Annotated in this window: 24 protein-coding genes; 17 read left to right on the forward strand and 7 right to left on the reverse strand. The window is 67.9% G+C overall.

Annotated features, from left to right (window positions below; genetic code table 11):
* The 10 genes from murD to C8261_RS13140 all read left to right on the forward strand — a co-directional run bounded on the left by murD (position 1) and on the right by C8261_RS13140 (position 10,682).
* Positions 1-1,401 carry a UDP-N-acetylmuramoyl-L-alanine--D-glutamate ligase gene (gene murD / locus C8261_RS13095; protein WP_107494173.1) on the forward strand — a complete coding sequence of 467 codons (1,401 nt, stop codon included), beginning with the start codon at positions 1-3 and terminating at the stop codon, positions 1,399-1,401.
* Complete coding sequence (gene ftsW, locus C8261_RS13100; RefSeq protein ID WP_107494174.1) at positions 1,398-2,630, forward strand: putative lipid II flippase FtsW; 1,233 nt, start codon at positions 1,398-1,400, stop codon at positions 2,628-2,630. The genes murD and ftsW overlap by 4 nt, the downstream gene beginning before the upstream one ends.
* Positions 2,627-3,694, forward strand: coding sequence for an undecaprenyldiphospho-muramoylpentapeptide beta-N-acetylglucosaminyltransferase (gene murG, locus C8261_RS13105; protein WP_107494175.1), 1,068 nt, complete (start codon positions 2,627-2,629; stop codon positions 3,692-3,694). The genes ftsW and murG overlap by 4 nt, the downstream gene beginning before the upstream one ends.
* On the forward strand, positions 3,691-5,106 hold the full coding sequence (gene murC / locus C8261_RS13110) for a UDP-N-acetylmuramate--L-alanine ligase (protein WP_107494176.1): 1,416 nt from the start codon (positions 3,691-3,693) through the stop codon (positions 5,104-5,106). The genes murG and murC overlap by 4 nt, the downstream gene beginning before the upstream one ends.
* Positions 5,103-6,029: a D-alanine--D-alanine ligase gene (locus tag C8261_RS13115; protein WP_328588084.1), complete on the forward strand. Its 927-nt coding sequence runs from the start codon at positions 5,103-5,105 to the stop codon at positions 6,027-6,029. Before murC ends, C8261_RS13115 begins: the two co-directional genes overlap by 4 nt.
* Positions 6,022-6,858, forward strand: coding sequence for a cell division protein FtsQ/DivIB (locus C8261_RS13120; protein ID WP_235864921.1), 837 nt, complete (start codon positions 6,022-6,024; stop codon positions 6,856-6,858). Before C8261_RS13115 ends, C8261_RS13120 begins: the two co-directional genes overlap by 8 nt.
* Entirely contained in the window at positions 6,855-8,084 is a 1,230-nt protein-coding gene (gene ftsA / locus C8261_RS13125; RefSeq protein ID WP_107494179.1) for a cell division protein FtsA, read from the forward strand. The genes C8261_RS13120 and ftsA overlap by 4 nt, the downstream gene beginning before the upstream one ends.
* Positions 8,085-8,238: 154 nt before the next feature.
* On the forward strand, positions 8,239-9,378 hold the full coding sequence (gene ftsZ / locus C8261_RS13130) for a cell division protein FtsZ (protein WP_107494180.1): 1,140 nt from the start codon (positions 8,239-8,241) through the stop codon (positions 9,376-9,378).
* 199 nt (positions 9,379-9,577) lie between these two features.
* Positions 9,578-10,495, forward strand: a complete 918-nt coding sequence (gene lpxC, locus C8261_RS13135) for a UDP-3-O-acyl-N-acetylglucosamine deacetylase (RefSeq protein ID WP_107494181.1) — start codon at positions 9,578-9,580, stop codon at positions 10,493-10,495.
* A 7-nt stretch (positions 10,496-10,502) separates the two neighbouring features.
* On the forward strand, positions 10,503-10,682 hold the full coding sequence (locus C8261_RS13140; RefSeq protein ID WP_107494182.1) for a hypothetical protein: 180 nt from the start codon (positions 10,503-10,505) through the stop codon (positions 10,680-10,682).
* Positions 10,683-10,777: 95 nt separating this feature from the next.
* Here C8261_RS13140 and C8261_RS13145 read toward each other — a convergent pair whose 3' ends face one another.
* A complete protein-coding gene (locus C8261_RS13145; RefSeq protein ID WP_107494183.1) occupies positions 10,778-11,206 on the reverse strand; it encodes a DciA family protein in 429 nt (142 codons plus the stop codon).
* A gap of 214 nt (positions 11,207-11,420) precedes the next feature.
* Here C8261_RS13145 and secA point away from each other — a divergent pair, with 214 nt between their 5' ends.
* Genes secA through C8261_RS13170 form a run of 5 tightly spaced genes read left to right on the forward strand, consistent with a single transcriptional unit; the run spans position 11,421 to position 18,061 of the window.
* Positions 11,421-14,147 carry a preprotein translocase subunit SecA gene (gene secA / locus C8261_RS13150; protein WP_107494184.1) on the forward strand — a complete coding sequence of 909 codons (2,727 nt, stop codon included), beginning with the start codon at positions 11,421-11,423 and terminating at the stop codon, positions 14,145-14,147.
* 31 nt (positions 14,148-14,178) lie between these two features.
* Positions 14,179-15,417, forward strand: a complete 1,239-nt coding sequence (gene argJ, locus C8261_RS13155) for a bifunctional glutamate N-acetyltransferase/amino-acid acetyltransferase ArgJ (RefSeq protein WP_107494185.1) — start codon at positions 14,179-14,181, stop codon at positions 15,415-15,417.
* Positions 15,418-15,430: 13 nt separating this feature from the next.
* Positions 15,431-16,285, forward strand: coding sequence for an HDOD domain-containing protein (locus tag C8261_RS13160; RefSeq protein WP_107494186.1), 855 nt, complete (start codon positions 15,431-15,433; stop codon positions 16,283-16,285).
* Positions 16,286-17,104, forward strand: a complete 819-nt coding sequence (locus C8261_RS13165; RefSeq protein WP_107494187.1) for a PP2C family protein-serine/threonine phosphatase — start codon at positions 16,286-16,288, stop codon at positions 17,102-17,104. It abuts the gene before it with no gap.
* An 18-nt stretch (positions 17,105-17,122) separates the two neighbouring features.
* A complete protein-coding gene (locus C8261_RS13170) occupies positions 17,123-18,061 on the forward strand; it encodes a LysM peptidoglycan-binding domain-containing protein (protein ID WP_107494188.1) in 939 nt (312 codons plus the stop codon).
* A 12-nt stretch (positions 18,062-18,073) separates the two neighbouring features.
* Here C8261_RS13170 and C8261_RS13175 read toward each other — a convergent pair whose 3' ends face one another.
* The 3 genes from C8261_RS13175 to apaG all read right to left on the reverse strand — a co-directional run bounded on the left by C8261_RS13175 (position 18,074) and on the right by apaG (position 20,773).
* Positions 18,074-19,777: a protein kinase domain-containing protein gene (locus C8261_RS13175; protein ID WP_219905206.1), complete on the reverse strand. Its 1,704-nt coding sequence runs from the start codon at positions 19,775-19,777 to the stop codon at positions 18,074-18,076.
* Between the two features lie 10 nt (positions 19,778-19,787).
* On the reverse strand, positions 19,788-20,303 hold the full coding sequence (locus C8261_RS13180; RefSeq protein ID WP_107494189.1) for an FHA domain-containing protein: 516 nt from the start codon (positions 20,301-20,303) through the stop codon (positions 19,788-19,790).
* An 83-nt stretch (positions 20,304-20,386) separates the two neighbouring features.
* The gene (apaG, locus tag C8261_RS13185) at positions 20,387-20,773 is read right to left on the reverse strand and encodes a Co2+/Mg2+ efflux protein ApaG (RefSeq protein ID WP_107494190.1); all 387 of its coding nucleotides are present in this window, start codon (positions 20,771-20,773) and stop codon (positions 20,387-20,389) included.
* A 104-nt stretch (positions 20,774-20,877) separates the two neighbouring features.
* On the opposite strand from apaG, the gene purB reads away from it, so the two are divergent.
* Positions 20,878-22,245, forward strand: a complete 1,368-nt coding sequence (gene purB, locus C8261_RS13190; RefSeq protein ID WP_107494191.1) for an adenylosuccinate lyase — start codon at positions 20,878-20,880, stop codon at positions 22,243-22,245.
* A 66-nt stretch (positions 22,246-22,311) separates the two neighbouring features.
* Positions 22,312-22,629: a DUF2322 family protein gene (locus C8261_RS13195; RefSeq protein WP_107494192.1), complete on the forward strand. Its 318-nt coding sequence runs from the start codon at positions 22,312-22,314 to the stop codon at positions 22,627-22,629.
* A 72-nt stretch (positions 22,630-22,701) separates the two neighbouring features.
* Here C8261_RS13195 and secF read toward each other — a convergent pair whose 3' ends face one another.
* From secF to yajC, 3 genes are all read right to left on the reverse strand, one after another.
* Positions 22,702-23,634, reverse strand: coding sequence for a protein translocase subunit SecF (gene secF / locus C8261_RS13200; protein ID WP_107494193.1), 933 nt, complete (start codon positions 23,632-23,634; stop codon positions 22,702-22,704).
* Positions 23,635-23,655: 21 nt separating this feature from the next.
* The gene (secD, locus tag C8261_RS13205; RefSeq protein ID WP_107494194.1) at positions 23,656-25,509 is read right to left on the reverse strand and encodes a protein translocase subunit SecD; all 1,854 of its coding nucleotides are present in this window, start codon (positions 25,507-25,509) and stop codon (positions 23,656-23,658) included.
* 96 nt (positions 25,510-25,605) lie between these two features.
* Positions 25,606-25,932 carry a preprotein translocase subunit YajC gene (gene yajC / locus C8261_RS13210; RefSeq protein WP_107494195.1) on the reverse strand — a complete coding sequence of 109 codons (327 nt, stop codon included), beginning with the start codon at positions 25,930-25,932 and terminating at the stop codon, positions 25,606-25,608.
* Between the last annotated feature and the right edge of the window lie 36 nt (positions 25,933-25,968).

Consider the following 25,968-nt stretch of genomic DNA (forward strand, 5'->3'; position numbering starts at 1 on the left):
ATGACGCAGCTTGCCGGCAAACGCGTACTGGTGCTCGGGCTCGGTGAGTCCGGTGTGGCGATGGCGCGCTGGTGCGCCCGCCAGGGCGCCCGCCTGCGCGTCGCCGACACGCGCGCACAACCGCCGGGTGCGGCGCGCCTGCTCGATTTCGCGCCGCAGGCCGAACTGCTCACCGGGGCGCTGAGCGATGCCCTGCTCGATGGCGTCGATCTGGTCGCCCTCAGCCCCGGGCTGGATCCGCGTGGCGGCGTGGTCGCCGAGGCGCGCCGCCGCGGGTTGCGTGTGGCCGGCGAGATGAGCCTGTTTGCCGAGGCGCTGGACGCGCTCGGCGCGCGCAGCAGCTGCCGCATCCTCGCCATCACCGGCACCAACGGCAAGACCACCACCACCGCGCTGGCCGCCCACCTGGCCTGCGCCGCCGGGGTGGATGCGGTGGCCGCGGGCAACATCAGCCCGGCGCCGCTCGACGTGCTGGTCGACCGCCTGGAAGCCGGGCGCGCCCTGCCGGCGTGCTGGGTGCTGGAGCTGTCGAGCTTCCAGCTCGAGGCGGCAGAAGGATTCGCCGCCGATGCGGCGACGGTGCTCAACATCACCGACGACCATCTCGACCGCTACGCCGACCTCGACGAATACGCCGCCACCAAGGCGCGCATCTTTGCCGGGGAGGGCGTGCAGATACTCAACCGCGAGGATGCCCGCGTCGCCGCGATGGCCATCGCCGGGCGGCGCTGCTGCACCTTCGGCACCGATGCGCCGGCAGCCGCAGGCGACTTCGGCATCGTCGTGGATGCCGGCGAACGCTGGCTGGCGGAAGGCGGGCAGGCCCTGCTGGCACTTGCCGAGCTGCCCATTGCCGGTCTTCACAATGCCGCCAACGCGCTTGCTGCGCTGGCCCTTTGCCGTCTGGGGCTGGGACTGCCCGGCGTGGCTCTGGTGGCCGGGCTGAAGAGCTTCAGGGGCTTGCCCCACCGCGTCGAACTGGTTGCCGAGCGTGCCGACGGCGTGCTGTACTACAACGACTCCAAGGGTACCAATGTCGGCGCCACGCTCGCCGCCCTCGACGGTCTGGCGCGTCCCGCCGTGCTGATCGCCGGCGGCGACGGCAAGGGCCAGGACTTCGCGCCGCTGCGCGCACCGGTGGCGCGCTACGCCCGTGCAGTGATCCTCATCGGCCGCGACGCCGCGCGCATCGCCGCCGCCCTCGATGGTTGCGGGGTGGCAATCAGCCACGCCAGCGACATGGCCGCGGCGGTGGCGGCGGCCAACGCCGCGGCTTGCCCGGGTGACGTCGTGCTGCTGTCGCCGGCGTGTTCCAGCCTCGACATGTTCCGCAACTATCCCCATCGCGCCGAAGTCTTCGTCGCCGCGCTGCGGACCCTGCCGGGAGTGCGCGTGGCATGAAGCTGAGCCTGCGCCTGCCCGCCTTCCTCTCCCCCCGCCAACACAGTGCGGGTACCGATACCGCGCGCGCGGTCAACCGCCTGATGCGTCCGGCGGCCACCACCCGCGAACTCGATCCGGTGCTCATCTGGTCCGCCCTCACGCTGCTGCTGATCGGGCTGGTGATGGTGTACTCGTCGTCGATCGCGATTGCCGAAGGCAGCCGCTTTACCGGTCATCAGTCGCACTACTTCCTGCTCCGCCACGGCATCTACCTGAGCCTCGGTGTGGCCCTCGGCCTGCTCGCCTTCCAGGTGCCGCTGGGGCGCTGGCAGCAGGCCGCACCGTGGCTGTTCATGGCCGGTGTGCTGCTGCTGGTGCTGGTGCTCATTCCCGGTGTCGGCCGCGAGGTCAATGGCGCGCGGCGCTGGCTGTCGCTGGGCCCGGTGAACCTGCAGCCTTCGGAGCTGATGAAGGTCTTCGCGGCGCTCTATGCCGCCGACTACACGGTGCGCAAGCTCGATGCCATGGCCAGCTTCAAGCGTGGCTTCCTGCCCATGCTCGGGGTGATCATCCTGGTCGGTTTCCTGCTCCTCGCCGAGCCGGACTTCGGCGCCTTCGTGGTGGTCAGCGTGATCGCCTTCGGCGTGCTCTTCCTCGGCGGCGTCAATGTGCGATTGTTCAGCGTGCTGGTGGTGATGGCGCTGATCGGCTTCGTACTGCTGATCTGGCTGTCGCCCTACCGCCGCGACCGCATCTTCGGTTTCATGGATCCCTGGCAGGACGCCTTTGGCCGCGGTTACCAGCTCTCCCACGCGCTGATCGCCTTCGGGCGCGGCGAGTGGTTCGGCGTCGGTCTGGGCGGCAGCGTCGAGAAGCTGTTCTACCTGCCCGAGGCCCACACCGATTTCCTGCTCGCCGTACTGGCCGAGGAGCTCGGCTTCGTCGGTGTGCTGACCGTAGTCATGCTGTTCGCCCTGCTGGTGCACCGCGCCTTCGCCATTGGCCGCGACGCGATCAAGCTCGAACGCTACTTCGCCGGCCTGGTTGCGCAGGGCATCGGCCTGTGGATCGGCGTGCAGTCCTTCATCAACATGGGCGTGAACATGGGCCTGCTGCCCACCAAGGGCCTCACCCTGCCGCTGATGAGCTTCGGCGGTTCGGGCATCGTCGCCAACTGCCTGGCCTTGGCCATTCTCTTGCGCGTCGACTGGGAAAATCGCCAAGTCATGCGGGGAGGCCGCGCATGAAGACGCTCCTGGTCATGGCCGGCGGTACCGGCGGGCACATCTTCCCGGGCATCGCGGTGGCCGAGGTGCTGCGTGCGCAGGGCTGGCGCATTGTCTGGATGGGCAACCCTGAGGGCATGGAGGCGCGCATCGTGCCGCAGCGCGGCTACGACACCGCCTGGGTGCGCTTCGGCGCGCTGCGTGGCAAGGGCCTGGTGCGCAAGCTGTTGCTGCCGGTGAACCTGCTTTCCGGCTTCTGGCAGGCGCTGCGCGAACTGCGCCGGGTGAAGCCCGACGTGGTGCTCGGCATGGGCGGCTACGTCACTTTTCCGGGCGGCATGATGGCCGCACTCACCGGTCGCCCGCTGGTGCTGCACGAACAGAACTCGGTCGCCGGGCTCGCCAACCGGGTGCTCGCCGGGGTGGCCGACAGCGTGCTCAGCGGTTTCCCGCGCGTGCTCAAGAAGGCGCGCTGGGTGGGCAATCCGGTGCGCGAGGAGATCGCCGCGGCGGCGCCGCCGGCGGAGCGCTTTGGCGGACGCCAGGGCCCGCTGCGGGTGCTGGTGGTGGGCGGCAGTCTTGGTGCTGCCGTCCTCAACGTCACCGTACCGCAGGCGCTCGCCCGCCTGCCGGCCGCCGAGCGTCCGCTGGTCACCCACCAGGCCGGCGAGAAGCAGATCGACGCGCTGCGCGCGGCCTATCGCGACGCCGGGGTGGACGGCGAGCTGCTGCCCTTCATCGACGACATGGCGGCGCGCTACGCCGCTGCCGATCTGGTGATCTGCCGTGCCGGCGCGCTCACCGTGGCCGAACTCGCCGCGGTCGGCGCGGCCAGCCTGCTGGTGCCTTTCCCGCACGCGGTGGACGACCACCAGAGCGGCAATGCGCGTTTCCTCTCCGGGCACGGGGCCGCCTTCCTGCTGCCGCAGCCCGAACTCGACGCAGACAAGCTGGCCGGCATCCTCGCCGGCCTCACCCGCGAACGCCTGCAGGAGATGGCCTGCAAGGCGCGCGAACTGGCAAAACCGCAGGCGGCGGCCGACGTGGCGGCCGAATGCGCAAGACTGGCCGGAGGCCGGCAATGAAACACAAGGTCAAGCATATCCACTTCGTCGGCATCGGCGGCGCCGGCATGAGCGGCATCGCCGAGGTGCTGGTCAACCAGGGCTTCACGGTGAGCGGCTCGGATCTCGGCAACAATGCTGCTACCCGCCGCCTGCAGGCGATGGGCGCGCGCGTGGTGCAGGGCCACGAGGCCGGCAACATCGACCACGCCGATGTGGTGGTGACCTCCACCGCGGTGCGCGGCGACAACCCGGAGGTGATCGCCGCGCGTGCGCGCAGCATCCCGGTGGTGCCGCGCGCGCAGATGCTTGCCGAACTGATGCGCTTCCAGCGTGGCATCGCCATTGCCGGCACGCACGGCAAGACCACCACCACCTCGCTGGTGGCCAGCATCCTCGCCGAAGGCGGCATGGACCCGACCTTCGTCATCGGCGGGCGGCTGAATGCCGCAGGGGCCAATGCGCGCCTGGGCAAGGGCGATTTCCTGGTCGCCGAGGCCGACGAGTCGGACGCCTCCTTCCTGATGCTCAATCCGGTGATCTCGGTGGTCACGAACATCGACGCCGATCACATGGACACCTACGGGCACGACTTCGCCCGCCTCAAGCAGGCCTTCGTGGATTTCCTCCAGCACCTGCCCTTCTACGGCGTGGCGGTGCTTTGCGAGGACGACCCGCACGTGCGCTCCATCATGCCGCTGGTGTCCAAGCAGATCGTGCGCTACGGCCTCTCCGAGAGTGCCAACATCCGCGCCGAGAACATCCGCGCGGACGGCGGGCGCATGCTGTTCGACGCGGTGCGCGTCAATGGCACCACCACCCGCCTGCCCATCGAACTCAATCTGCCCGGCCTGCACAACGTGCTCAACGCGCTGGCGGCGATTGCAGTGGCCACCGAGGTGCAGGTGCCGGACGCCGCGATCATCAAGGCGCTGGCTGAATTCAACGGCGTCGGCCGGCGCTTCCAGCGCTACGGCGAAGTCGCGCTGCATGATGCGGCGGGGAGCGTGCGCGGCAGCTTCACCCTGGTCGACGATTACGGCCACCACCCGGTGGAGATGGCCGCCACCATCGCCGCGGCGCGCGGCGCCTTTCCCGGCCGCCGCCTGGTGCTGGCCTTCCAGCCGCACCGCTACACCCGCACGCGCGATTGCTTCGAGGACTTCGTCAAGGTGCTGTCCTCGGTCGATGCGCTGCTGCTCGCCGAAGTCTATGCCGCCGGTGAGACGGCCATCGTCGCCGCCGACGGGCGTGCGCTGGCGCGTGCGCTGCGCGTCGCGGGCAAGGTGGAGCCGGTATTCGTAGAGGACATCGGCGAGATGCCGCAGACCATCCTGGACGCCGCGCAGGACGGCGATGTGGTGATCACCATGGGTGCCGGCTCGATCGGGGCGGTGCCCGGCAAACTGAGCAATGACGGGAGCGAGGCGTGAGCGTGGAGGCTGGGGTGGATTTCGGCAAGGTCGCGGTGCTGTTCGGTGGTTCGTCCGCCGAGCGCGAAGTTTCGCTGATGTCGGGCAAGGCAGTGCTCGAAGCCCTGCAGCGCGCGGGCGTCGACGCGCATGCCTTCGATCCGGCCGAGCGCGACCTGCACATCCTCAAGGAAGAAGGCTTCGAACGCGCCTTCATCGTGCTGCACGGCCGTGGCGGCGAGGATGGCACGGTGCAGGGGGCGCTGGAACTGATGGGCATCCCCTATACCGGCAGCGGGGTGATGGCCTCGGCGCTGTCGATGGACAAGTGGCGCACCAAGATGGTGTGGCTGGCCGCCGGCCTGCCCACGCCGCGCTATGCCATCCTCGACGAACACAGCGACTGGGACGCGGTGGCTGCCGAGCTCGGCCTGCCGATTTTCGTCAAGCCGGTGCATGAAGGCTCCAGCATGGGCGCGACCAAGGTCACTGCGGCCGGTCAGTTGAAGGCGGCCTGGGAGCTTGCCGCACGCTTCGACACCCTGGTGATCGCCGAGGAGTTCGTCAGCGGGGCGGAGCTCACCGCACCCTTCCTCGCCGAGCGCGCGCTGCCGCTGGTGCGCATCGTCGCGCCGGACGGCAATTACGACTACCAGCACAAGTACTTCACCGACGATACCCGCTATGACTGCCCCTGCGGGCTGCCCGCGGAACAGGAGCGCGAGCTGCAGGCGCTGGTGATGAAGTCTGCGCAGATGCTGGGCTGCCGTGGCTGGGGACGCGCTGACCTGATCCTCACCGACGACGGCCGCCCCTACCTGCTGGAGATGAATACCGCGCCCGGCATGACCGGGCACTCGCTGGTGCCGATGTCGGCGCGCGTGGCCGGGCTGAGTTTCGAGGCCCTCTGTCTGGCGATTCTCGCGGAGGCCCGCCTTGGCTGAGATGGCTGCCCGCCGAGCCGCCCTGTCCGGATCCGCCCGCAAGGGTGGTGGGCAGGGCGCGCGCGCGCGCGAGGGCGGCAGCCTCTGGCATCGCCCGGCGGCGCTCAACCTGATTGCCGACATCCTGATGCTGTTTGCCGCGCTCGGGTTGTCATGGGCGGTGGTGACCTGGTTCCTGTCGCGCCCCTTCTTCCCGCTCCGTGAGGTTGTCCTGCTCAGCCCGCCGGCGCAGGTCACCGGCGCCCAGATGGAGTACGTCGCGCGTGCGGCGATTCACGGCAACTTCTTCACCGTCGATCTCGACGCGGTGCGGCGCGATTTCGAGAAGCTGCCCTGGGTGCGCCGTGCGGAAGTGCGCCGGCGCTGGCCCGATGCGCTCGAACTGCGCCTCCAGGAACATCAGGCGGTGGCCTACTGGACGGCCTCCGATGGCGGCGAGACGCGCCTGGTCAATCGCCAGGGCGAGGTCTTCATTGCCGCCAGCAACGCCGATCTGCCCAATTTCTCCGGCCCTCCGGGTTCGGCGGCCTACCTGCTGGCGCGCTACGAGGAGTTCTCACGCACGCTCGCGCCGCTTGGCCGCAAGCTCGTCGGTGTGGTGCTGTCGGCGCGCGAGGCGTGGCAGCTGCGCCTCGACAACGACATGGTGATCGTGCTTGGGCGCGATCAGGAGCGCGCGCCGCTCGACGCGCGTCTGGCGCGCTTCGTCGCGGCCTGGCCACAGGCCAAGGAAGGCATAGGCGTGCAGGTGGCGGTGGCCGACCTGCGTTATCCGAGCGGGTTCGCCCTCACCCCGGCGGACACCCTGGCATCTAAAGGCAAGCAATGAGCAAGGAATACAAGGACCTGATCGTCGGACTGGACATCGGCACCGCCAAGATCACCTGCATGGTGGCGGAAGCGCGCCCGGACGGCCGCCTCAACGTGGTCGGTCTCGGCTCGCAGCCCACCAGCGGTCTCAAGCGTGGCGTGGTGGTGAATATCGAGGCCACCGTGGATGCAATCTCGCGGGTGATCCAGGAGGTCGAGCTGATGGCCGACTGCAAGATCCGCGACGTGTATACCGGCATCGCCGGCAGCCACATCAAGAGCTTCAACTCCAACGGCATGGTGGCGATCAAGGACAAGGAAGTCACCCCGATGGACCTCGAACGGGTCATCGAGGTGGCGCGCGCGATGCCCATTCCCGCCGAGCAGCAGATCCTCCACATCCTCACCCAGGAATTCATCATCGACGGTCAGGGTGGCGTGCGCGAGCCCATCGGCATGAGCGGGGTGAAGCTGGAGGTGAAGGTGCACATCGTCACCGGCGCGGTGTCGGCGGCGCAGAACGTCATCAAGTGCGTGCATCGTTGCGGGCTGGAGGTGATGGACCTGATCCTGCAGCCGCTCGCGTCCAGCTATGCGGTGCTCACCGAGGACGAGAAGGAGCTCGGCGTGTGCCTGGTCGATATCGGCGGCGGCACCACCGACATCGCCGTGTTCACCCAGGGGGCGATCCGCCACACCGCGGTGATTCCGGTGGCCGGCGACCAGATCACCAACGACATCGCCATGGCCCTGCGCACGCCGACACTGGAAGCCGAGGAACTGAAGATCCGCCACGGCGTGGCAATGCACACCCTGGCCGACCCCGAGGAGATGATCGAGGTGCCCGGCGTCGGCGACCGTCCGCCGCGCAAGCTCTCGCGTCAGGCGCTGGCCGACGTCATCGAGCCGCGCGTCTCCGAACTCTTCGAACTGGTGCAGGCCGAACTGCGCCGCAGCGGCTACGAGGAGCTGCTGTCCTCGGGCATCGTGCTGACCGGCGGTTCGGCGGTGATGAGCGGAATGGTCGAGCTCGCCGAGGAGGTCTTCCACATGCCGGCGCGCGTAGGTGCGCCGCAGTACGAAGGCGGGCTCGCCGACGTTGTCTGCCAGCCCCGCTACGCTGCTGCGATGGGGCTGGTGATGGAGGGCGTGGCGCAGCGCCGGCGCGGCATCCATGCGCGTGAGACGCGCTCGGTGCGGCAGGTTTTCGGGCGTGTGAAGTCGTGGTTCGAACGTAATTTCTGACCGCACGCAGCCCCCGCGAAGGGGCGGCGTTCAGTCATTTGGTATGGGTGCCTGTCACTGGTCGATATTTAGTTGTAAACTTTGGAAGTTTCACTAAATATGGGTCGGCGGGCGTTCGTGTTGCAGTGGGCAGTCATTTCTGGAGGCGAGGCATATGTTTGAAATCGTTGAAAAAGTTCCGACCGGGACGATCATCAAGGTGGTGGGTGTCGGTGGTGCAGGCGGCAATGCCGTCGATCACATGATCCGCGAGGGCGTGCAGGGCGTGCAGTTCGTCGTTGCCAACACCGATGCGCAGGCGCTCAACCGCTGCCTGGCACCGACCAAGATCCAGCTCGGCGGGACCGGGCTGGGGGCAGGCTCCAAGCCCGAGGCCGGCCGCGCTGCAGCGCTGGAATCGCGCGACGCCATCGCAGCGGCGCTCGAGGGCGCGCACATGTGCTTCATCACCGGTGGCATGGGCGGCGGCACGGGTACCGGCGCGGCGCCGGTGGTGGCTGAGATCGCCAAGGAGATGGGCATTCTCACCGTCGGCGTGGTGACCAAGCCGTTCGACTTCGAGAACCGCCTGCGCGTTGCCGAGAGTGGCGTCGAGGAACTGACCCGCAACGTCGATTCGCTGATCGTCGTGCTCAACGACAAGCTGCTCGAAGTGTTCGGTGACGACGCCGGCTTCGAGGACTGCTTCCGTTCCGCCGACAACGTGCTGCGCTCTGCTGTGGGCGGCATCGCCGAGATCATCAACGTCCCCGGTCTGGTCAACGTGGATTTCCAGGACGTGCGTACCGCAATGGCCGAGATGGGCCGCGCGATGATGGGTTCGGCCGAAGCCGCGGGCATGGACCGCGCGCGCATCGCCGCCGAACAGGCCGCGGTCAGCCCGCTGCTGGAAGGTACCGAGCTGTCCGGCGCGCGTTGCGTGCTGATCAACATCACTGCCAGCCGTTCGCTGAAGATGTCCGAAGTGCGCGATGCGGTGAAGACCGTGCAGGCCTTTGCGGCACCGGAAGCCTTCGTCAAGTACGGCACCGTGTTCGAGGAAGCGATGGAAGACCGCATCCGCATCACCGTGGTCGCCACCGGCCTGGGGGCGCCGCGTGCCGCGCGTCAACCGGTGATGCAGGTGGTGCAGGGCACCGGTACCTATGGCCCGGGTGGCGGCGCCGTGGATATGGGCAACCTCGACGTGCCCGCGGTGATCCGCAGCGGTCGTCGTACCACCGTGGAAGCGATGAGCGCCAACGGCATGGGTACCTACGACATCCCCGCCTTCCTGCGCAAGCAGGCCGACTGAAACGGCGCGGCGGACGTTCGCGGCCCGCTGCCCGCCTCCCCGCCAGCGTCCGCCGGGCGCCCGTGTTCCGACCCCTGCCTCCGGGTCGGGGCACGGGCGCCCGTCTTCGTTCGTGAAGCCGTTCGCAGTTTTCCCGCCGGTGGCGCGCGAGGGGTACGCCACGACATGTTAAGATTCTGAGCGGAAAAGGAATCTCGTCATGATCAGGCAGCGCACACTGAAATCCATCGTCAAGGCCACCGGGGTCGGTCTGCACGGCGGCCGCAAGGTCAACCTCGTGCTGCGCCCTGCAGCGCCCGATACCGGCATCGTCTTTCACCGCGTCGATCTCGATCCGCCGCTGACCCTGCCGGCCGATCCCTACGCGGTCTGCGACACCCGCATGTGTTCGGGGCTGGAAAAGGACGGCACCAAGATCGGTACCGTCGAGCACCTCATGTCCGCACTTGCCGGCCTGGGTATCGACAACCTCCACGTCGATGTCGATGCGCCGGAAATCCCCATCCTCGACGGCAGCTCCGGGCCCTTTGTATTCCTGCTGCAATCGGCCGGCATCGAGGAGCAGAAGGCGCCGAAGCGCTTTCTGCGCGTCAAGCGCGCGGTGGAGTACCGCGAGGGCGACAAGTGGGTGCGCCTGGAACCCTACGACGGCTTCCGCCTCAGTTTCTCCATCCTCTTCAATCACCCCGCCATCGATCGCACCGCCACCGCGGTGACGGTGGATTTTGCCGAGCATTCCTACGTCAGCGACGTCGCCCGCGCGCGCACCTTCGGTTTCATGCAGGACGTCGAGTTCATGCGTGCCAACGGCCTGGCGCTGGGCGGCAGTCTGGACAACGCCATCGTCATGGACGAGTACCGCGTGCTGAACAGCGAGGGGCTGCGCTACGCCGACGAGTTCGTGAAGCACAAGGTGCTCGACGCCATCGGCGACCTCTACCTGTGCGGCCATCCGCTGCTCGCCGCCTATTCCGCCCACAAGGGCGGTCACGCGCTCAACAACCAGATCCTCCGCGTGCTCCTCGAAGACAGCACGGCGTGGGAGATCGTCACGTTCGAGAAGGCTGCCGAGACGCCCGCCGCGGTCAGTCATCAGTTCGACCTGGCGCTGGTGTGAGCGGACGATGATCATCGTCCGCCTGCTTTTCGTCTTCGCTGCGCTGTCGGTCGGCGCCTCGCTGCTGGCCTGGCTGCTCACCGGCAACGTGCGCTACCGCCACTGGGCGTGGAACATCACGCGCGGCGCACTCGCCGCCATCGTCGCGGTGCTGCTGCTGTTCGCCCTCGAACGCACCTTTTTCTGAGCGGGTGTACAGGCGCCGGGGCGCTGGCGACGGTTTTCAGGATGGCCTGCGCTGCGCTTGGCGCATTGCTCACCCCGGCCCGCAGCAGAAGAGCGTTAGCGGCTGCGCCGCGACAGGCGTTCGAGCGCAGCGCGCAGCGGCGCGTCGGCGGGCAGGCTGGCGGCCAGTGCCTCCAGGCTGCGGCGACCGTCTTCAGGGATAGTGCGTGCCTGCGGCTGCGGGCGCTGCGGCGGGGGGCGATGCACCGCGACGCGTACCTGGATGGCAGTGAGCGGATGTCCGGCCTCGATCAGGCGGGCGGTCAGCGAGGGTGCCATCTGCTTCAGCTTTACCGCTACCGCGTTGCCCTGAGCAAACACCACCAGCACGCCGTCCTTGAAATTGCCGACCTGGCAGGAGGCTGCCAGCAGCGGTGGCAGCGCGCGCGCAAAGGCGTCCTGCAGCCTGCGCAGGCGGGCGGCATGGTCGTGCAGGCGGGCGAGGGCGTCGCCGCTGCCGAGGTAGCGCTGAAGGGGTTGGCTCATTCGGGGTGGTGTCGACGGATGGTCGATATTAGCCCGCATCGCCGGGCCCGTCACTAGCCCCCATCTCGCGCCTCGCGCTGCTGCGGGCGCCCCCCTCGACGCTGAGGGCTACGCCACGCACGCCGGGGGCAGCCAGCAGGCATGGGGGGTGCAGGAGCTGGCATCTGCGCGTGCTAAACTTTGCGCTTTGCCGAAATCGACCCGACAGGACCCCATGATCTCCGGCCTACTCAAGAAGCTCTTCGGCAGTCGCAATGACCGCCTGATCCGCCAGTTTACCCAGACCGTCACCCGCATCAACGCACTGGAGCCCGAGATCGCGGCGCTCGCCGACGATGCCCTGCGCGCCAGGACCGATGAATTCCGCCAGCGCCTGGGCAACGGCGAAAAGCTCGATGCGCTGCTGCCGGAGGCTTTTGCGGTGGTGCGTGAGGCCAGCAAGCGGGTACTGGGCATGCGTCACTTCGACGTCCAGCTGGTCGGCGGCATGGTCCTGCACCACGGCAAGATCGCCGAGATGCGCACCGGCGAAGGCAAGACCCTGGTGGCCACCCTGCCGGCCTACCTGAATGCGCTCACCGGCAAGGGCGTGCACATCATCACGGTCAACGACTATCTGGCCAGCCGCGATGCGGCGCAGATGGGGCGCATCTTCGCCTTCCTCGGCATGAGCACGGGCTGCAACCTGTCTCGCATGCCGCATGCCGAGAAGCAGGCGGCCTACGCTGCCGACATCACCTACGGCACCAACAACGAATTCGGTTTCGACTACCTGCGCGACAACATGGTCTATGCGCTGCCCGAGAAGGTGCAGCGCGGGCTGGCCTTCGCCATCGTCGACGAGGTGGATTCCATCCTCATCGACGAGGCGCGCACGCCGCTGATCATTTCCGGTCAGGCCGAGGATCACACCGAGCTCTACCTGAAGATGAACCAGGTCGCGCCGCTGCTGAAGAAGCAGGAAGGCGAGGGCGACAACGTCAGTGTGCCGGGCGACTACACCGTGGACCTGAAGTCCAATCAGGTGCTGCTCACCGAACAGGGCCACGAGACCGCCGAGCAGCTGCTGGTGCGCAGCGGCCTGCTTGCCGAGGGCGGCGGGCTCTACGACCCTGCCAACATCCTGCTGGTGCATCACCTGTATGCGGCGCTGCGGGCGCATGCGCTGTTCCACAAGGATCAGCACTACGTGGTGCAGAACGGCGAAGTGGTCATCGTCGACGAGTTCACCGGCCGCCTGATGGCCGGGCGGCGCTGGTCCGACGGCCTGCACCAGGCGGTCGAGGCCAAGGAAGGGGTGAAGATCCAGGCGGAGAACCAGACGCTGGCGTCGATCACCTTCCAGAACTACTTCCGCATGTACGGCAAGCTCGCCGGCATGACCGGTACCGCCGACACCGAGGCCTTCGAGTTCAACTCCATCTACGGTCTGGAGACCGTGGTGGTGCCGACCAACCGGGCGATGATCCGCAAGGACGAGAATGACAAGGTCTATCGCACCGCGAAGGAGAAATGGACCGCGGTGATCGAGGACATCACCGACTGCGTCAAGCGCGGCCAGCCGGTGCTGGTGGGTACCACCTCGATCGAGACCAACGAGTTCCTTTCCGGCCTCCTGAAGAAGGCCGGCATCGCCCACCAGCTGCTGAACGCCAAGCAGCACGAGCGCGAGGCCCAGATCGTTGCCGACGCAGGCCGTCCCGGGGTGGTGACGCTGGCCACCAACATGGCCGGCCGCGGTACCGACATCGTGCTCGGCGGCAACATCGAGCGGCGCATTGCCGAGGTCGAGGGCGACGCCGCGCTCGACGACGACGCCCGCAAGGCCAAGGTCGCCGAAATGCGCGCGGAGTGGCAGAAGGTCCATGACCAGGTGCTCGCCGCCGGCGGCCTCCACATCATCGGCACCGAACGCCACGAGTCGCGCCGCATCGACAACCAGTTGCGCGGGCGCTCCGGCCGTCAGGGCGACCCCGGCTCCAGCCGCTTCTACCTGTCGCTGGAGGATCCGCTGCTGAAGATCTTTGCCGGCGACCGTCTCAACGCCATCATGGTGCGGCTGAAGATGCCCGAGGGCGAGGCCATCGAGCACGGCATGGTGACCCGCTCGCTGGAATCGGCGCAACGCAAGGTCGAGCAGCGCAACTTCGACATCCGCAAGCAGCTGCTCGAGTTCGACGACGTCGCCAACGACCAGCGCAAGGTCATCTACCAGCAGCGCAATGAACTGCTCGAAAGCGAGGACATCTCCGAGACCATCCGCGCGATGCGCCAGGGCGTGCTGCACGACAGCTTCCGTGTCCATGTGCCGGAGGACAGCGTCGAGGACCAGTGGGAGGTCGCCAGCCTGGAGCAGGCCCTCGCTGCCGATTTCCAGCTCAAGCTGCCGGTCGGCGAATGGCTGAAGGCGGAGCCCAATCTCGACGCCGACGCCATGCTCAAGCGCATCATCGATGCCGCCGAGGAGGCCTATGGCGCCAAGACCGCGCTGGTCGATGCCGCCGCCTGGCACCAGTTCGAGCGCAATGTCATGCTGCAGAGCCTCGACAACCACTGGCGCGAGCATCTTGCCGCGCTCGACCACCTGCGCCAGGGCATCCACCTGCGCGGCTACGCGCAGAAGAACCCCAAGCAGGAATACAAGCGCGAGGCCTTCGAACTCTTCGAGGCCCTCCTCGATACCGTGCGCGTCGAAGTCAGCAAGCTGCTGATGACCGTCCAGGTGCGCACCGAAAGTCAGCTTGAGCAGGCCGAGACGCCGCCGGCGGTGGACAACGTGCAGTACCACCATGCCGATTACGACGAGGCGCTCGGTGCGGCCAACGCCAATCGCGACGACAGCCGCCAGCCTGCACTTGCCGGGCCCAAGGTGGGGCGCAACGACCCTTGCCCCTGCGGCTCGGGGAAGAAGTACAAGCATTGCCACGGCAAGCTGAGCTGAGCGATCCATCCACGACTCTCCGGAGCCTTCCATGGCCGTCAATCTCTCCGTTCCCCAACCCGCCGAACTGCGCCCGGTGGCGGGCGTGCGCCTGGGGGTTGCCGAAGCCGGCATCCGCAAGGCCAACCGCCGCGATCTGACGCTGATCGAACTGGCCGCCGGCAGCCGTGTTGCCGGGGTATTCACCCGCAACCGTTTCTGTGCTGCGCCGGTGCAGGTGTGTCGCAGCCATCTCGCCGCCGGCCCGGTGCGGGCGCTGGTGATCAATACCGGTGTGGCCAATGCCGGCACCGGTGAGCCCGGCATGGCCGCGGCGCTGCGTACCTGTGCGGCGGTGGGCGAGGTGCTCGGCATCGACGCCGCTGCGGTGCTGCCCTTTTCCACCGGGGTGATCCTCGAACCCTTGCCCGTCGACCGTCTGGTCGCCGGCCTGCCGGCCGCGCGTGCGGATCTGCGCGCCGACGGCTGGTTCGATGCCGCGCACGCGATCATGACCACCGACACCCTCGCCAAGGCGGTGTCGCGTACGGTCGAGGTTGGCGGCAGGACGGTGACCATTACCGGCATCAGCAAGGGGGCCGGCATGATCAAGCCCAACATGGCCACCATGCTGGGTTTCCTCGCCTGCGATGCGGCCGTCTCGCAGGCCCTGCTCGACGAGCTGGTGCGCGAGGCTGCCGACCTGTCGTTCAACAGCATCACCGTCGATGGCGACACTTCGACCAACGACTCCTTCATTCTCATCGCCACCGGCCAGGCCGGCAATGCCGAGATCAGCGCCGCCGCGGGGGCGGACTGGGCGGCGCTGCGCGCAGCGGTGATCGATGTCGCGGTGCGTCTGGCGCAGGCCATCGTGCGCGACGGCGAAGGGGCGACCAAGTTCATGAGCATCGCCGTCGAGGGGGGGCGCGATCGCGACGAATGCCGCAAGGTTGCCTATGCCGTGGCCCACTCGCCGCTGGTGAAGACCGCCTTCTTCGCCTCCGATCCCAACCTCGGGCGCATTCTTGCCGCCATCGGCTATGCCGGTGTCGACGATCTCGACGTCGCCCGCCTGCGGGTGTGGCTCGGCAACCCCGATGAAAGCGTGCTGGTCGCCGAGCATGGTGGCCGCGCCGCGGCCTATGCGGAGGAGGCCGGTGCGCGCATCATGGCGCACAGCGAACTCACCGTGCGCATCGACCTTGCCCGCGGCGAGGCCGCGGCAACCGTGTGGACCTGCGATTTCTCCTACGACTACGTGAAGATCAACGCCGATTACCGCAGCTGATCCGGGAGATGCGATGACAGGGGCCGCCGACGAGGACAAGACGGGCGATGCGCTGCGCCAGCAGCGCTTCCGCATGCTGGAGGACATTGCCAGCGAGCTCTCCGGGGAGATCGTCTTCCCGAGCTATTTCGACGCCGTGCTGCGCATCCGCAACGCCCTGCGCGACCCAGAGGCCAGTGTTGAGCGCATTGTTGCGCTGGTACGCACCGAACCGCTGATCTGCGCCCGCCTGCTGCAACTGGCCAATGCCGCGGCGCAGGGCGGTGGCGAGATCCGCGAACTCAACGGCGCGGTGGTGCGCCTCGGCATCAACGCGGTGCGCAATGCCGCGCTCGCCGTGGCGATGAGCCAGCTGGTGCGCTCCAAGGAGCTGGTGCCCTTTGCCGACATGTCGCGCACGCTGTGGCTGCACACCCTGCGTGCCGCTGCCGCTGCCGAGGTGATTGCTGCGGCGCTGTCGCGCATCAAACCCGACGAAGCCATGTTCGCCGGCCTGGTGCATGATATCGGCGCCTTCTACATGCTCTACCGCGCCGCCCAGTACGAAGAGCTGCGCATCCGTCCCGACACCGTGCGTCATCTGATTACCCAGTGGCACGAGAGCATCGGTGAATCGGTGCTGTTCGCCCTCAAGCTGCCCGAGGGCATCGTCGAGGCCGTGCGCCATCACGACCAGCCCCGTGCGCTGCTGCAGGACAACCCGCGCAACCTCGGCGAGGTGGTGTATGCCGCCAATCTCCTTGCGCGTGCAGATTTCGAATGGGCCGACGGCGGCCTCCCCGAGGCCGCGTTGGGCGAGCAGTATCTTGCCCTGGCGCCCGATATCGAGGCGCGCTTCCAGGCCCTGCAGGCCGAGTACGCCGGCTGAGTGGCTGCCTCTTTCCACACCGCCACGGCGAGCAGACGTGGCGACCGCCCATCACAGCAGGACGCGCTGTGCTGCCTGCGCAGCGCTGACGGCCGTGCCTGCCTGCTGGTGGTGGCAGACGGCATGGGCGGGCTGGAGGACGGTGAAGTGGCCGCCCGTGCGGTGATCGATGCTGCCGGGCGTCTGTGGGCGACGCAGCATGAACTGCCGGCCGATCCGCAGGCATTCCTCGCCACGCTTGCAGCCGCTGCCCATGAGGCGGTGCGCGCCGCTGCGCCGGGCGCAGGCGCCACCCTGGCCGCGCTGCTGGCCGGACGCCAGCGCGCCTGGTGGATCCATATCGGCGACAGTCGCGTGTACGGCTTCCGCGATGGCCTTGCGGTGTGCCGCAGCGAGGACCACACCGTGGTCCAGCAACTCGTGCGCAGTGGCGCCATCGAGCCCGAGCAGGCGGCCACCCATCCGGAGCAGCACAAGCTGCTGCGCTGCCTGGGTGGCGAGTTGCCGGCGCAACCCACTCATGGACAGATGGCGACTGGACCGGGTGCGGCCTTCGTGTTGTGTACCGACGGCTTCTGGGCCGCGGTCAGGGAGGCGGAGATGGCCGCCCTGCTTGCCGCCGGCGACCTCCAGCAGGCCTGTGAGACATGGGTGGATAGCGCAGTGGCGCGTAACGGCGCCGGCGGCGACAATGCCAGTCTTGCCGCGCTGCGTCTGCCCGCCGCCGCTGAGGGCAGGGAAGTGCACCGCCGCCTGTGGCCGCTCTACGCGGCCGCGACGCTGACGACGGCGGTGTTGCTGTGGCTGGCGCTGAGGTAGTTTCGGGGAGAATGATGGATGGGCACTAGAATCAACACGGCGCTCGCCGGGCGTGCTGCCCTGGCGGTGCTGCTGGCAGTCGTGCTCGCCGGCTGTGCGGCGCAAAGCGCACGCGAAGCCGAGGCGCCTGCGCAGGCGCGGCCACCGGCCAGCCTGCCCGCGGAGAGCGCGGCGCGACCCGCCGCAGGTGCGCCTGCGCAGGACATTGCGACCATCGTCGCGATGCTTGAAGATGGCCGCATGAGTGAGGGACGCGAAGCCCTGCGGGTCCTCCTTGCCCGTGAGCCCGGGCATGCGCTGGCGCGCAGCCTGGTGCGCCAGCTCGACAGTGATCCGGTGGCCCTGCTCGGTGCCGAGCATCAGCCCTACACCGTGCGCGCGGGAGACACGCTGGGGGGGCTGGCTGCCCGCCATCTGGGCGACAGCAGCCTGTTCGTGGCGCTGGCGCGTTACAACAATATCAGCCGGCCGCGCCTGCTCGCCGTTGGCCAGACCTTGAAGATTCCCCGCCGCGGCGCCCTTGCCCCGCCATCTGCCACGCCGACGCTGCCTGCAGCAGGAAACGGCGAGGCGCGCCCAGCAGTGCCGCCGCCGGCCGCCGCCGATGGTGCCGCGCAGCGCTGGCAGCAGCGCGTCGATGCCGAACTGGCCGCCGGCCAGTACGCCGCCGCGGGCGACAGCATCGCCCGCGCGCGCCGCGAGGCCCCGGCCGGCGGCGCCTGGGAGGCGTGGCTGCGGGATGCCGAGCGCCGCCGCAGCGAACTTGGCCGCAGCCAGGTGGCGGCCTATCACGAGGCCGCGGTGGTGCACTTCCGCAACCAGCAGCTCGACGAGGCCATCGCCTTGTGGGACCGTGCGCTGGCCATCGATCCCGGCTTTCAGCCGGCCCTCGGCTATCGCGTGCGCGCGCTGGAACTGAAGCGCCGCCTGCAGGAGCTGGATTCCAGCGGAGGTTGAGGAGCGCCCGCCCTACTGCTCGCGCGCGGCAGGCTGGCGGCGATTCTTGCGCGCCCCGGGGAGGGTGACCAGGCGGGTGGCTTCGGCCGCCGGCGGGCTCTCGCCAGGGACATTGCGCTTCGCCGAATGGGTCGTGAACATGCGCGCTTCGAGGGAGTCCGCCATGGCGTTGTAGGCGGCGAAGAGGCGCTCGAACTCGTCGTTGCGGTGCATGCGGATGCGACTGTCGAAGCGGCCCTGGGTGATGCGCCCGAGGGCGCGGCGGAGGATGTTGATGGGGATCGCCAGGCGCCTGGAGAGCATGTAGGCGCCGATGAATACGGTCACCAGGGTGACCAGCAGCACCGCGATCATCGCTGCCAGCGTGGTGCGGTTGGCGGCCTGCAGGGCCTGGGTAGACAGGCCTACGCGCAGGCGCCCGAGCTCATGCTGCTGGTAGAGCACCGGGGTGTCGAAGAGGTAGAAGGGCTGGCCGCCGGCGTCGGTGGCCGCATACACCTGCTGGGCGCCGCGCTGCAGCACGCTGCGTGCACCGTCCGCGGGGTTGTGGGCGGCCTCTGCGGGCAGGGCGGTGGCGCTGCTCGCCACGACGCGGCCGCCGCGGTCGCTGACGGTCAGGTGAACGATCTCGCGGTTGGTGGCCATCTGATCGACCAGGGCCTGGATGGCGATGTGGTCGTCGAGCAGCAGGTTCTCCGCGCTCTCCACCGCCAGCACCTGGGTGAGGCTGAGGCCATAGTCGAAGGCGACGTTCTTCATCGCCTCGTTCTGCTTGTGATACACCACACCCAGCCCGGCGGTCACGGTGACCGCGACCAGCGCGCTCATCACCGCGGTCCAGCGCATGCGCAGCGGGACGATGCGGCGGCCGCCCCAGGCGCTTTCACGCTCGGCGAGGAGCTCGTCGATGCGGCGCAGGTCGTCGATCAGCTCGCTGCCGCTCTGGTAGCGCTGTTCGGGGTCGCGGGCGAGGAGGACGCTGACCAGTTCGAGGAGGGATTCGGGGACGTCGGCCTGCTTGGGCTTCAGCGGCGGCAGGGGGTCGTTGAGGATGCGGCGCAGCAACTCGTTGACGTTGCTGGTCTGGAACGGCGGATGGCCGGCGAGCAGCCAGTACAGCAGCACGCCGAGGGCGTAGAGGTCGCAGCGTCCGTCGATCTGGCCGCCGCGGATCTGCTCGGGCGCCATGTAGTGCGGGGTGCCGGCGGCTGCAGGGGTGTCGATGCCGTCTTCGGCGGGCTCGTGGCGCAGGCGGGCAATGCCGAAGTCCATCACCTTGATGTTGCCGCCGTCGCCGATGACGGCGATGTTCTCCGGCTTGATGTCCTGGTGCACGACACCCTGGCGGTGGGCGTAGTCGAGCGCGTCGGCGATCTGCATGGCGATCTTCAGCACCATGCGCAAGGGCAGGGGGCCGTGACGTTCGACATAGGTTTCGAGGGTCGGGCCTTCGAGAAGCTCCATGGCGATGAAAGGCACGCCATTGGTGATGCCGACGTCGAAAATGGTGATGATCCCGGGGTGGGTGAGGGTGCCGGCGGCGCGCGCCTCGGAGAGGAAGCGGTAGCGGTGGGCCTCGTGTTCGGCGTACTCCGGACGCAGCGTCTTGATCGCCAGGATGCGGCGGATGCGCGGGTCGTAGCCGCGGTAGATCACCGACATCGCGCCGCGGCCGAGCTCGCCGCGCAGGATGTAGCGTCCGAGGCTTTCCTTCACCTTGCGGCCCTCACAGGGCGACCAGCATCAGCGCTGCGGCGCCCAGCAGCGCTGCCGACAACGCCCATACCCACAGCGGGATGGCGCCGTTGCGCCGGTGCCGGCGGCCACCGGCGCCGCCATGGAAGACGAACTCGGCGCGTCCGAAGCGCACGCGGTCGCCGTTCTTCAGCGGCCCCTCATGAACCTTGGCGTCGTTGATGTAGATGCCGTTGGTGGACAGGATGTTCATCACCCGGAAGCGTCCGCCATCGTTGATCACCCAGGCGTGCTGCGCGGAGACGCTGTCGTCGGGCAGCACGATGTCGTTGTCCTCGCGGCGGCCGATGGTGGTCTTGCTGCCGCGCAGGACGAAGCGCTGGTCGAGGAAGGGCGGCGTGCTGCCGAGCAGGGCGGCACGGTCGACGTCGCCGCTGCTGTCCGCGGAGGGCGAGGCGATGACCTCGGCGAGTTCGTCCGCCCGGAACAGGATGGTGCCCTGTGGCCCGGTCCATTCGTCCTTGCTGTGCTTGCTGTCCTTGCTCACGCTCGTGCCCGCAGTTACCCGATTCAGGCAGCAGTATGCCCTTTAGGCAGTTGCGGAACAATCGTACCCGTCGTCGACCCGGCTCAGTGCAGCACGCGCGGCATCGCCAGCATGAAGGGGGGAATCTCGGCGTCGAAGCGCTGCCCGTCTTCCGCCGCCATCTGGTAGCTGCCCTGCATGGTGCCGACCGGAGTGGCGATGGCGGCAGCGCTGCGGTAGCTGAACTGCTGCCCGGGGGCAAGCACCGGCTGTTCGCCGATCACGCCTACGCCGCGCACTTCTTCCACCTTGCCGCGCGCATCGGTGATCAGCCAGTGACGGCTGATCAGTTGCGCGGCGACGGTGCCGGTGTTGGTGATGGTGATGTGGTAAGTGAAGACGTAACGATCGTCGTCAGGGCTGGACTGCTCGGCGACGTACTCGGCGACGGCCTTCACCTCGATACGGTAGTTGTTGTCCGGAGTGCTCACGCAGGAACCTGTCTGTCGTCGGGGGGATGCCCGCGCACGCAACGCGACTGCCGCGGCGCTGCGGGTGAACGTTAAAATAGCACTCTTTGTCCGGAATTCATGCCATGTCCGCTTTCGCCCTTACCGCGCTTTCCCCGCTCGACGGCCGCTACCACGCCAAGGTGGCCGGCCTGCGCGACCACTTCTCCGAGCATGGCCTGATCCGCAACCGCGTGCGCGTCGAGGTCGAATGGCTGAAAGCGCTCGCCGCCGACTCCGCGCTCGCCGAGATCGCCCCCTTCTCGGCGGCCACGGTGGCTGAGCTGGATGCGGTGATGGGCGGCTTCGCCCCTGCCGACGGCGAAGCCGTGAAGGCCATCGAAGCCACCACCAACCATGACGTGAAGGCCATGGAGTACTGGCTGAAGAAGCGTCTCGGTCACAACGCCGAAGTGATGAAGGTGTCCGAATTCATCCATTTCGCGTGCACCTCCGAGGACATCAACAACACCTCGCACGCGCTGATGCTCAAGGAAGGCCGCGATGCGGTGCTGCTGCCCGCGCTCGATGCGGTGATCGCGCGCTTCCGTGCGCTGGCCCATGATCTGGCCGCGTTGCCGATGCTCTCCCGCACCCACGGCCAGCCCGCCAGCCCGACCACGCTGGGCAAGGAGATGGCCAACATCGCTGCCCGCCTGCTGCGCGCGCGCGCGCAGATCGCCGCGGTTTCGCTGTGCGCCAAGTTCAACGGCGCGGTGGGCAATTACAACGCCCACCTGTCGGCCTGGCCGGAGTTCGACTGGGAAGGCTTCAACCGCCGCTTCATCGAGTCGCTGGGTCTGGAGTTCAACCCCTACACCATCCAGATCGAGCCGCACGACGCGATGGCCGAGCTGTTCGACGCCATGGCGCGCACCAATACCATCCTCATCGACGCCTGCCGCGACATCTGGATGTACATCTCGCTGGGCTACTTCAAGCAGAAGCTCAAGGAAGGCGAAGTGGGCTCCTCCACCATGCCGCACAAGGTCAATCCGATCGACTTCGAGAACGCCGAAGGCAACCTTGGCGTTGCCAACGCGGTGCTCAAGCACTTCTCCGAGAAGCTGCCGGTCTCGCGCATGCAGCGCGACCTCACCGACTCCACCGTGCTGCGCAACATGGGTGTGGGCTTCGGCCACACCGTGCTGGCGCTCGACAGCTGCCTGCGCGGGCTGAACAAGCTGGAAGCCGACCCGGCGCGCCTGGCCGCCGACCTCGCCGAGTGCTGGGAAGTGCTGGCCGAGCCGGTGCAGACGGTGATGCGCCGCTACGGCCTGGAGAACCCCTACGAGCAGCTCAAGGCGATGACCCGCGGCAAGGGCATCACCCGCGATGCCCTGCACGAGTTCATCGCCACGCTGGCGATTCCCCAGAGCGAGCGCGAGCGCCTGCTGGCGATGACGCCGGCGAGCTACATCGGCAAGGCCGAGGAGCTGGCGCGCCGTATCTGAGCGCGCGCCTCATTCATACAGGGCGCCACCTGCGGGTGGCGTTTTTCATCCAGACAAGGACGGACCATGGCTTTTTCGGACAATCTCAAGCAACTCCCCGGGATTTCTCACCTGGCAGCGATCAACCTGGTCGATGAACACGGCGCGGTGGTCGCCACCATCGAGAACAGGCCCGGTCAGGCCGGTTCGCTGGCGGTGTACAACCACCTCGCGCAGCTCTACGGTGCCATCGGTGCGGATGCCGCGGCGCGCGGGCTGGAGATCTACGCCGAGCACAGCGAGGATGCGCGCGCCAACCCCGGCAAGCATCCCAACATCGACCGCCTGCTCGGGCTCATCGAGCGCGGCGAGACGCTGAGGGTGAAGCAGGTCTTCGCGCTCTGAGCGCTGCGCCGGGTGCACAAAAGAACAAGGGCGCCCGCGGGCGCCCTTGTCGTATCCGGAAAGCGAGGGTGCTCAGACCACTGCCTCTTCCTTCTCCTTCTTCGGCTTGACGAACTGCTCGCGCGACACGCCCAGCCACATCACCAGCGGGCTGGCGACGAAGATCGACGAGTAGATGCCGAACAGGATGCCGATGGTCAGCGCGAGGGCGAAGTAATGCAGGGTTTCGCCACCGAAGATGAGCATTGCCAGCACCATCATCAAGGTCGAGCCGTGGGTGATCACGGTGCGCGAGATCATCGCCGTGATGGCATGATCGAGCACCTGCGGGGTGGTCATGCCGCGCTTCTTCTTGAAGGTTTCGCGGACGCGATCGAAGACCACCACCGACTCGTTCACCGAGTAGCCCAGCACCGCCAGCACCGCCGCCAGCACCGCCAGCGAGAACTCCCACTGGAAGAAGGCGAAGAAGCCGACGATGATGATCACGTCGTGGAGGTTGGCGATGATCGCCGACACCGAGAAGCGCCATTCGAAGCGCATCGCCAGATAGGCCATGATCCCGAAGATGACCAGCAGCAGTGCCATGGCGCCGTCGGTGGCGAGTTCCTTGCCGACCTGCGGGCCGACGAACTCGACCCGGCGCAGCTCCGGCGCCGGGCCGGGGGCGGCGGCGAGGCTGCTCATCACGCGCTCGGAGATGCGGCTGGTGTCGAGGTCGTCGCGGTTGGGCATGCGGATGAGGATTTCGCGCGCACTGCCGAAGTTCTGCACCTGTGCGTCGGGGTAGCCGTCGCGCGCCAGCGCCTGACGGACATCCTCGATACGTGGGGGCTCGGGGTAGCCGATCTCGATCAGGGTGCCGCCGGTGAACTCCACCGACAGGTTGAGCCCCTTCAGGACAATGAAGAACACCGCGATGACGAAGGCCAGGGTGGAGACGATGTTGAACTTCAGCGCGTGGCGCATGAAGGGGATGTCGGTTCGCTGACGGAAGAATTCCATGGTCGTGTGCCGTCCTGTTCCTTAGTTTGCCGACTGGCCGAGGTGGAGCTTCGCCACCTTGCGCTGGCGGCCGTAGATCAGGTTGATGATCATGCGCGACACCAGCACCGCGCTGAACATCGAGGTCAGGATGCCCAGGCAATGCACTACCGCGAAACCGCGCACCGGCCCAGAACCGAACACCAGCAGGGCGATGCCGGCGATCAGGGTGGTGATGTTGGCGTCGAGGATGGTGTCGAAGGCGCGGTCGTAGCCGGCGTGGATGGCCGCCTGCGGGGTGGCGCCGTTGCGCAGTTCCTCGCGGATGCGCTCGTTGATCAGCACGTTGGCGTCGATTGCCATGCCCAGGGTGAGCGCCATGGCGGCGATGCCGGGCAGGGTCAGGGTGGCCTGCAGCAGCGACAGCAGGGCGATCAGCAGCATCAGGTTGAAGGACAGCGCGATCACCGACACCAGGCCGAAGAGGGTGTAGTAGATGATCATGAAGATGGCGATCGCGATGAAGCCCCAGATCACCGAGTTGGAACCCTTGGCGATGTTCTCCGCCCCCAGGCTGGGGCCGACGGTGCGTTCCTCGATGATCTCCATCGGTGCCGCCAGCGAGCCGGCACGCAGCAGCAGGGCGACGTCGTTGGCCTCGACGGTGGTCATGCGGCCGGAGATCTGCACGCGGCCGCCGCCGATCTCGGTGCGGATCACCGGGGCGGTGACGACTTCGCCGCGGCCCTTCTCGATCAGCAGGATGGCCATGCGCTTGCCGACGTTCTCGCGCGTGATGTCGCGGAAGATGCGCGCGCCGGCGGCGTCCAGGGTCAGATGCACGGCCGGCTCGTTGGTCTGGCCGTCGAAGCCGGGCTGGGCGTCGGTGAGGCGGTCGCCGGTGAGCACCACCTGGCGGCGCACCAGCAGCGGCAGGCCGCCGCGCTCGGTGTACAGCTCGGTACCGAAGGGCACGCTGCCGGCCAGTGCGGCCTCCAGCGCCCCCGGGGTGTCGTCCACCATGCGCACTTCCAGCGTCGCGGTGCGGCCGAGGATGTCCTTCGCCTTGGCCACATCCTGCACGCCGGGCAGTTGCACGACGATGCGGTCGAGGCCCTGCTGCTGGATCACCGGCTCGGCGACACCGAGTTCGTTGATGCGGTTGTTGAGCGTGGTGATGTTCTGCTTCACCGCAAAGTCGCGCATGGTCTGCTGCGCCTGCGGGGTGAGGGTGGCGATCAGTTTGAGGTCGTCGGCAGCGTCGTCGCGGTCAACCAGTTGCAGGTCGGAGGTCGAATTGAGGATGGCGCTGCGCGCGGCGTCGCGCTGCGCGCTGTCGCGGAAGCGCAGGTGGATGGCGTTGCCTTCGCGGCTGATGCCGGCGTGGCGCACGCTGCGGTCGCGCATCAGGGTGCGCAGATCGCCGGCGGTGGAGTCCAGGCGCTTGGTGAGCGCGCCGGGCATGTCCACCTGGAGCAGGAAGTGCACGCCGCCGCGCAGGTCCAGGCCCAGGTACATGGGCAGGGCGTGGATGCGGGTGAGCCAGTTGGGCGAGGCCGAGAGCAGGTTCAGGGCGACCACGTAGGAGGGGTCGCTGGGATCCGGGTTGAGGGTGCGCTCGATGATGTCGCGGGCGCGGATCTGCGCTTCGGCGCCATCGAAGCGGAAGCGCACGCTGTTGGCGTCGGCGAACAGGCCGGTATGGCTGATGCCGGCGCTGCGCAGGGCCTCTTCGATGGGGCCGCTGACTGCAGCGGGGTCGAGGCGCAGCGTGGCCTTGCCGCTGGAGACCTGTACGGCGGGCACCTCACCGTAGAAGTTGGGCAGGGTGTAGATCACCCCCCACAGCAGGATGAGGCCGATTACGAGGTTTTTCCAGAGCGGATAGCGATTCATGGCCGGGATTCTAGGAGGCAAAACGGTTGCCGCCGGTATGGCGGCGCGGGTGCCGGCAGGCCGCGGGGGGCCGCCGTGCCGGCATGCGTCCGGGGTTCAGAGCGCCTTCAGGGTGCCTTTCGGCAGCACGGTGGCAACGGCCTGCTTCTGCACCGCCACGGTGGTGTCGGGGGCGATCTCGATCTGCACGAAGGCGTCGCCCACTTCGGTGACGCGGCCGGCAATGCCGCCGCCGGTGACCACTTCATCGCCCTTGGCGAGCGCTTCTACCATGGCCTTGTGTTCCTTGGCACGCTTCATCTGCGGGCGGATCATCAGGAACCACAGCACCACGAACATCAGGATCAGCGGCAGCAGGCCGAGGAAGCCGCCACCCTGTGCGGCGCCTTCGGCAGCCTGGGCGTATGCGTTGGAAATCAGCACCTTGTACTCCAGAAGTTGACGTGAAACGGGGGATTA

It is taken from the genome of Pseudothauera lacus, from assembly GCF_003034845.1.
GTDB classification, from domain to species: domain Bacteria; phylum Pseudomonadota; class Gammaproteobacteria; order Burkholderiales; family Rhodocyclaceae; genus Pseudothauera; species Pseudothauera lacus.

Coding starts and splice junctions, on each gene's coding strand:
- murD (WP_107494173.1), top strand. CDS start 1: ATGACGCAGCTTGCCGGCAAACGCGTACTGGTGCTCGGGCTCGGTGAG.
- ftsW (WP_107494174.1), top strand. CDS start 1,398: ATGAAGCTGAGCCTGCGCCTGCCCGCCTTCCTCTCCCCCCGCCAACAC.
- murG (WP_107494175.1), top strand. CDS start 2,627: ATGAAGACGCTCCTGGTCATGGCCGGCGGTACCGGCGGGCACATCTTC.
- murC (WP_107494176.1), top strand. CDS start 3,691: ATGAAACACAAGGTCAAGCATATCCACTTCGTCGGCATCGGCGGCGCC.
- ftsA (WP_107494179.1), top strand. CDS start 6,855: ATGAGCAAGGAATACAAGGACCTGATCGTCGGACTGGACATCGGCACC.
- ftsZ (WP_107494180.1), top strand. CDS start 8,239: ATGTTTGAAATCGTTGAAAAAGTTCCGACCGGGACGATCATCAAGGTG.
- lpxC (WP_107494181.1), top strand. CDS start 9,578: ATGATCAGGCAGCGCACACTGAAATCCATCGTCAAGGCCACCGGGGTC.
- C8261_RS13140 (WP_107494182.1), top strand. CDS start 10,503: ATGATCATCGTCCGCCTGCTTTTCGTCTTCGCTGCGCTGTCGGTCGGC.
- C8261_RS13145 (WP_107494183.1), bottom strand. CDS start 11,206: ATGAGCCAACCCCTTCAGCGCTACCTCGGCAGCGGCGACGCCCTCGCC.
- secA (WP_107494184.1), top strand. CDS start 11,421: ATGATCTCCGGCCTACTCAAGAAGCTCTTCGGCAGTCGCAATGACCGC.
- argJ (WP_107494185.1), top strand. CDS start 14,179: ATGGCCGTCAATCTCTCCGTTCCCCAACCCGCCGAACTGCGCCCGGTG.
- C8261_RS13160 (WP_107494186.1), top strand. CDS start 15,431: ATGACAGGGGCCGCCGACGAGGACAAGACGGGCGATGCGCTGCGCCAG.
- C8261_RS13170 (WP_107494188.1), top strand. CDS start 17,123: ATGGGCACTAGAATCAACACGGCGCTCGCCGGGCGTGCTGCCCTGGCG.
- purB (WP_107494191.1), top strand. CDS start 20,878: ATGTCCGCTTTCGCCCTTACCGCGCTTTCCCCGCTCGACGGCCGCTAC.
- C8261_RS13195 (WP_107494192.1), top strand. CDS start 22,312: ATGGCTTTTTCGGACAATCTCAAGCAACTCCCCGGGATTTCTCACCTG.
- secF (WP_107494193.1), bottom strand. CDS start 23,634: ATGGAATTCTTCCGTCAGCGAACCGACATCCCCTTCATGCGCCACGCG.
- secD (WP_107494194.1), bottom strand. CDS start 25,509: ATGAATCGCTATCCGCTCTGGAAAAACCTCGTAATCGGCCTCATCCTG.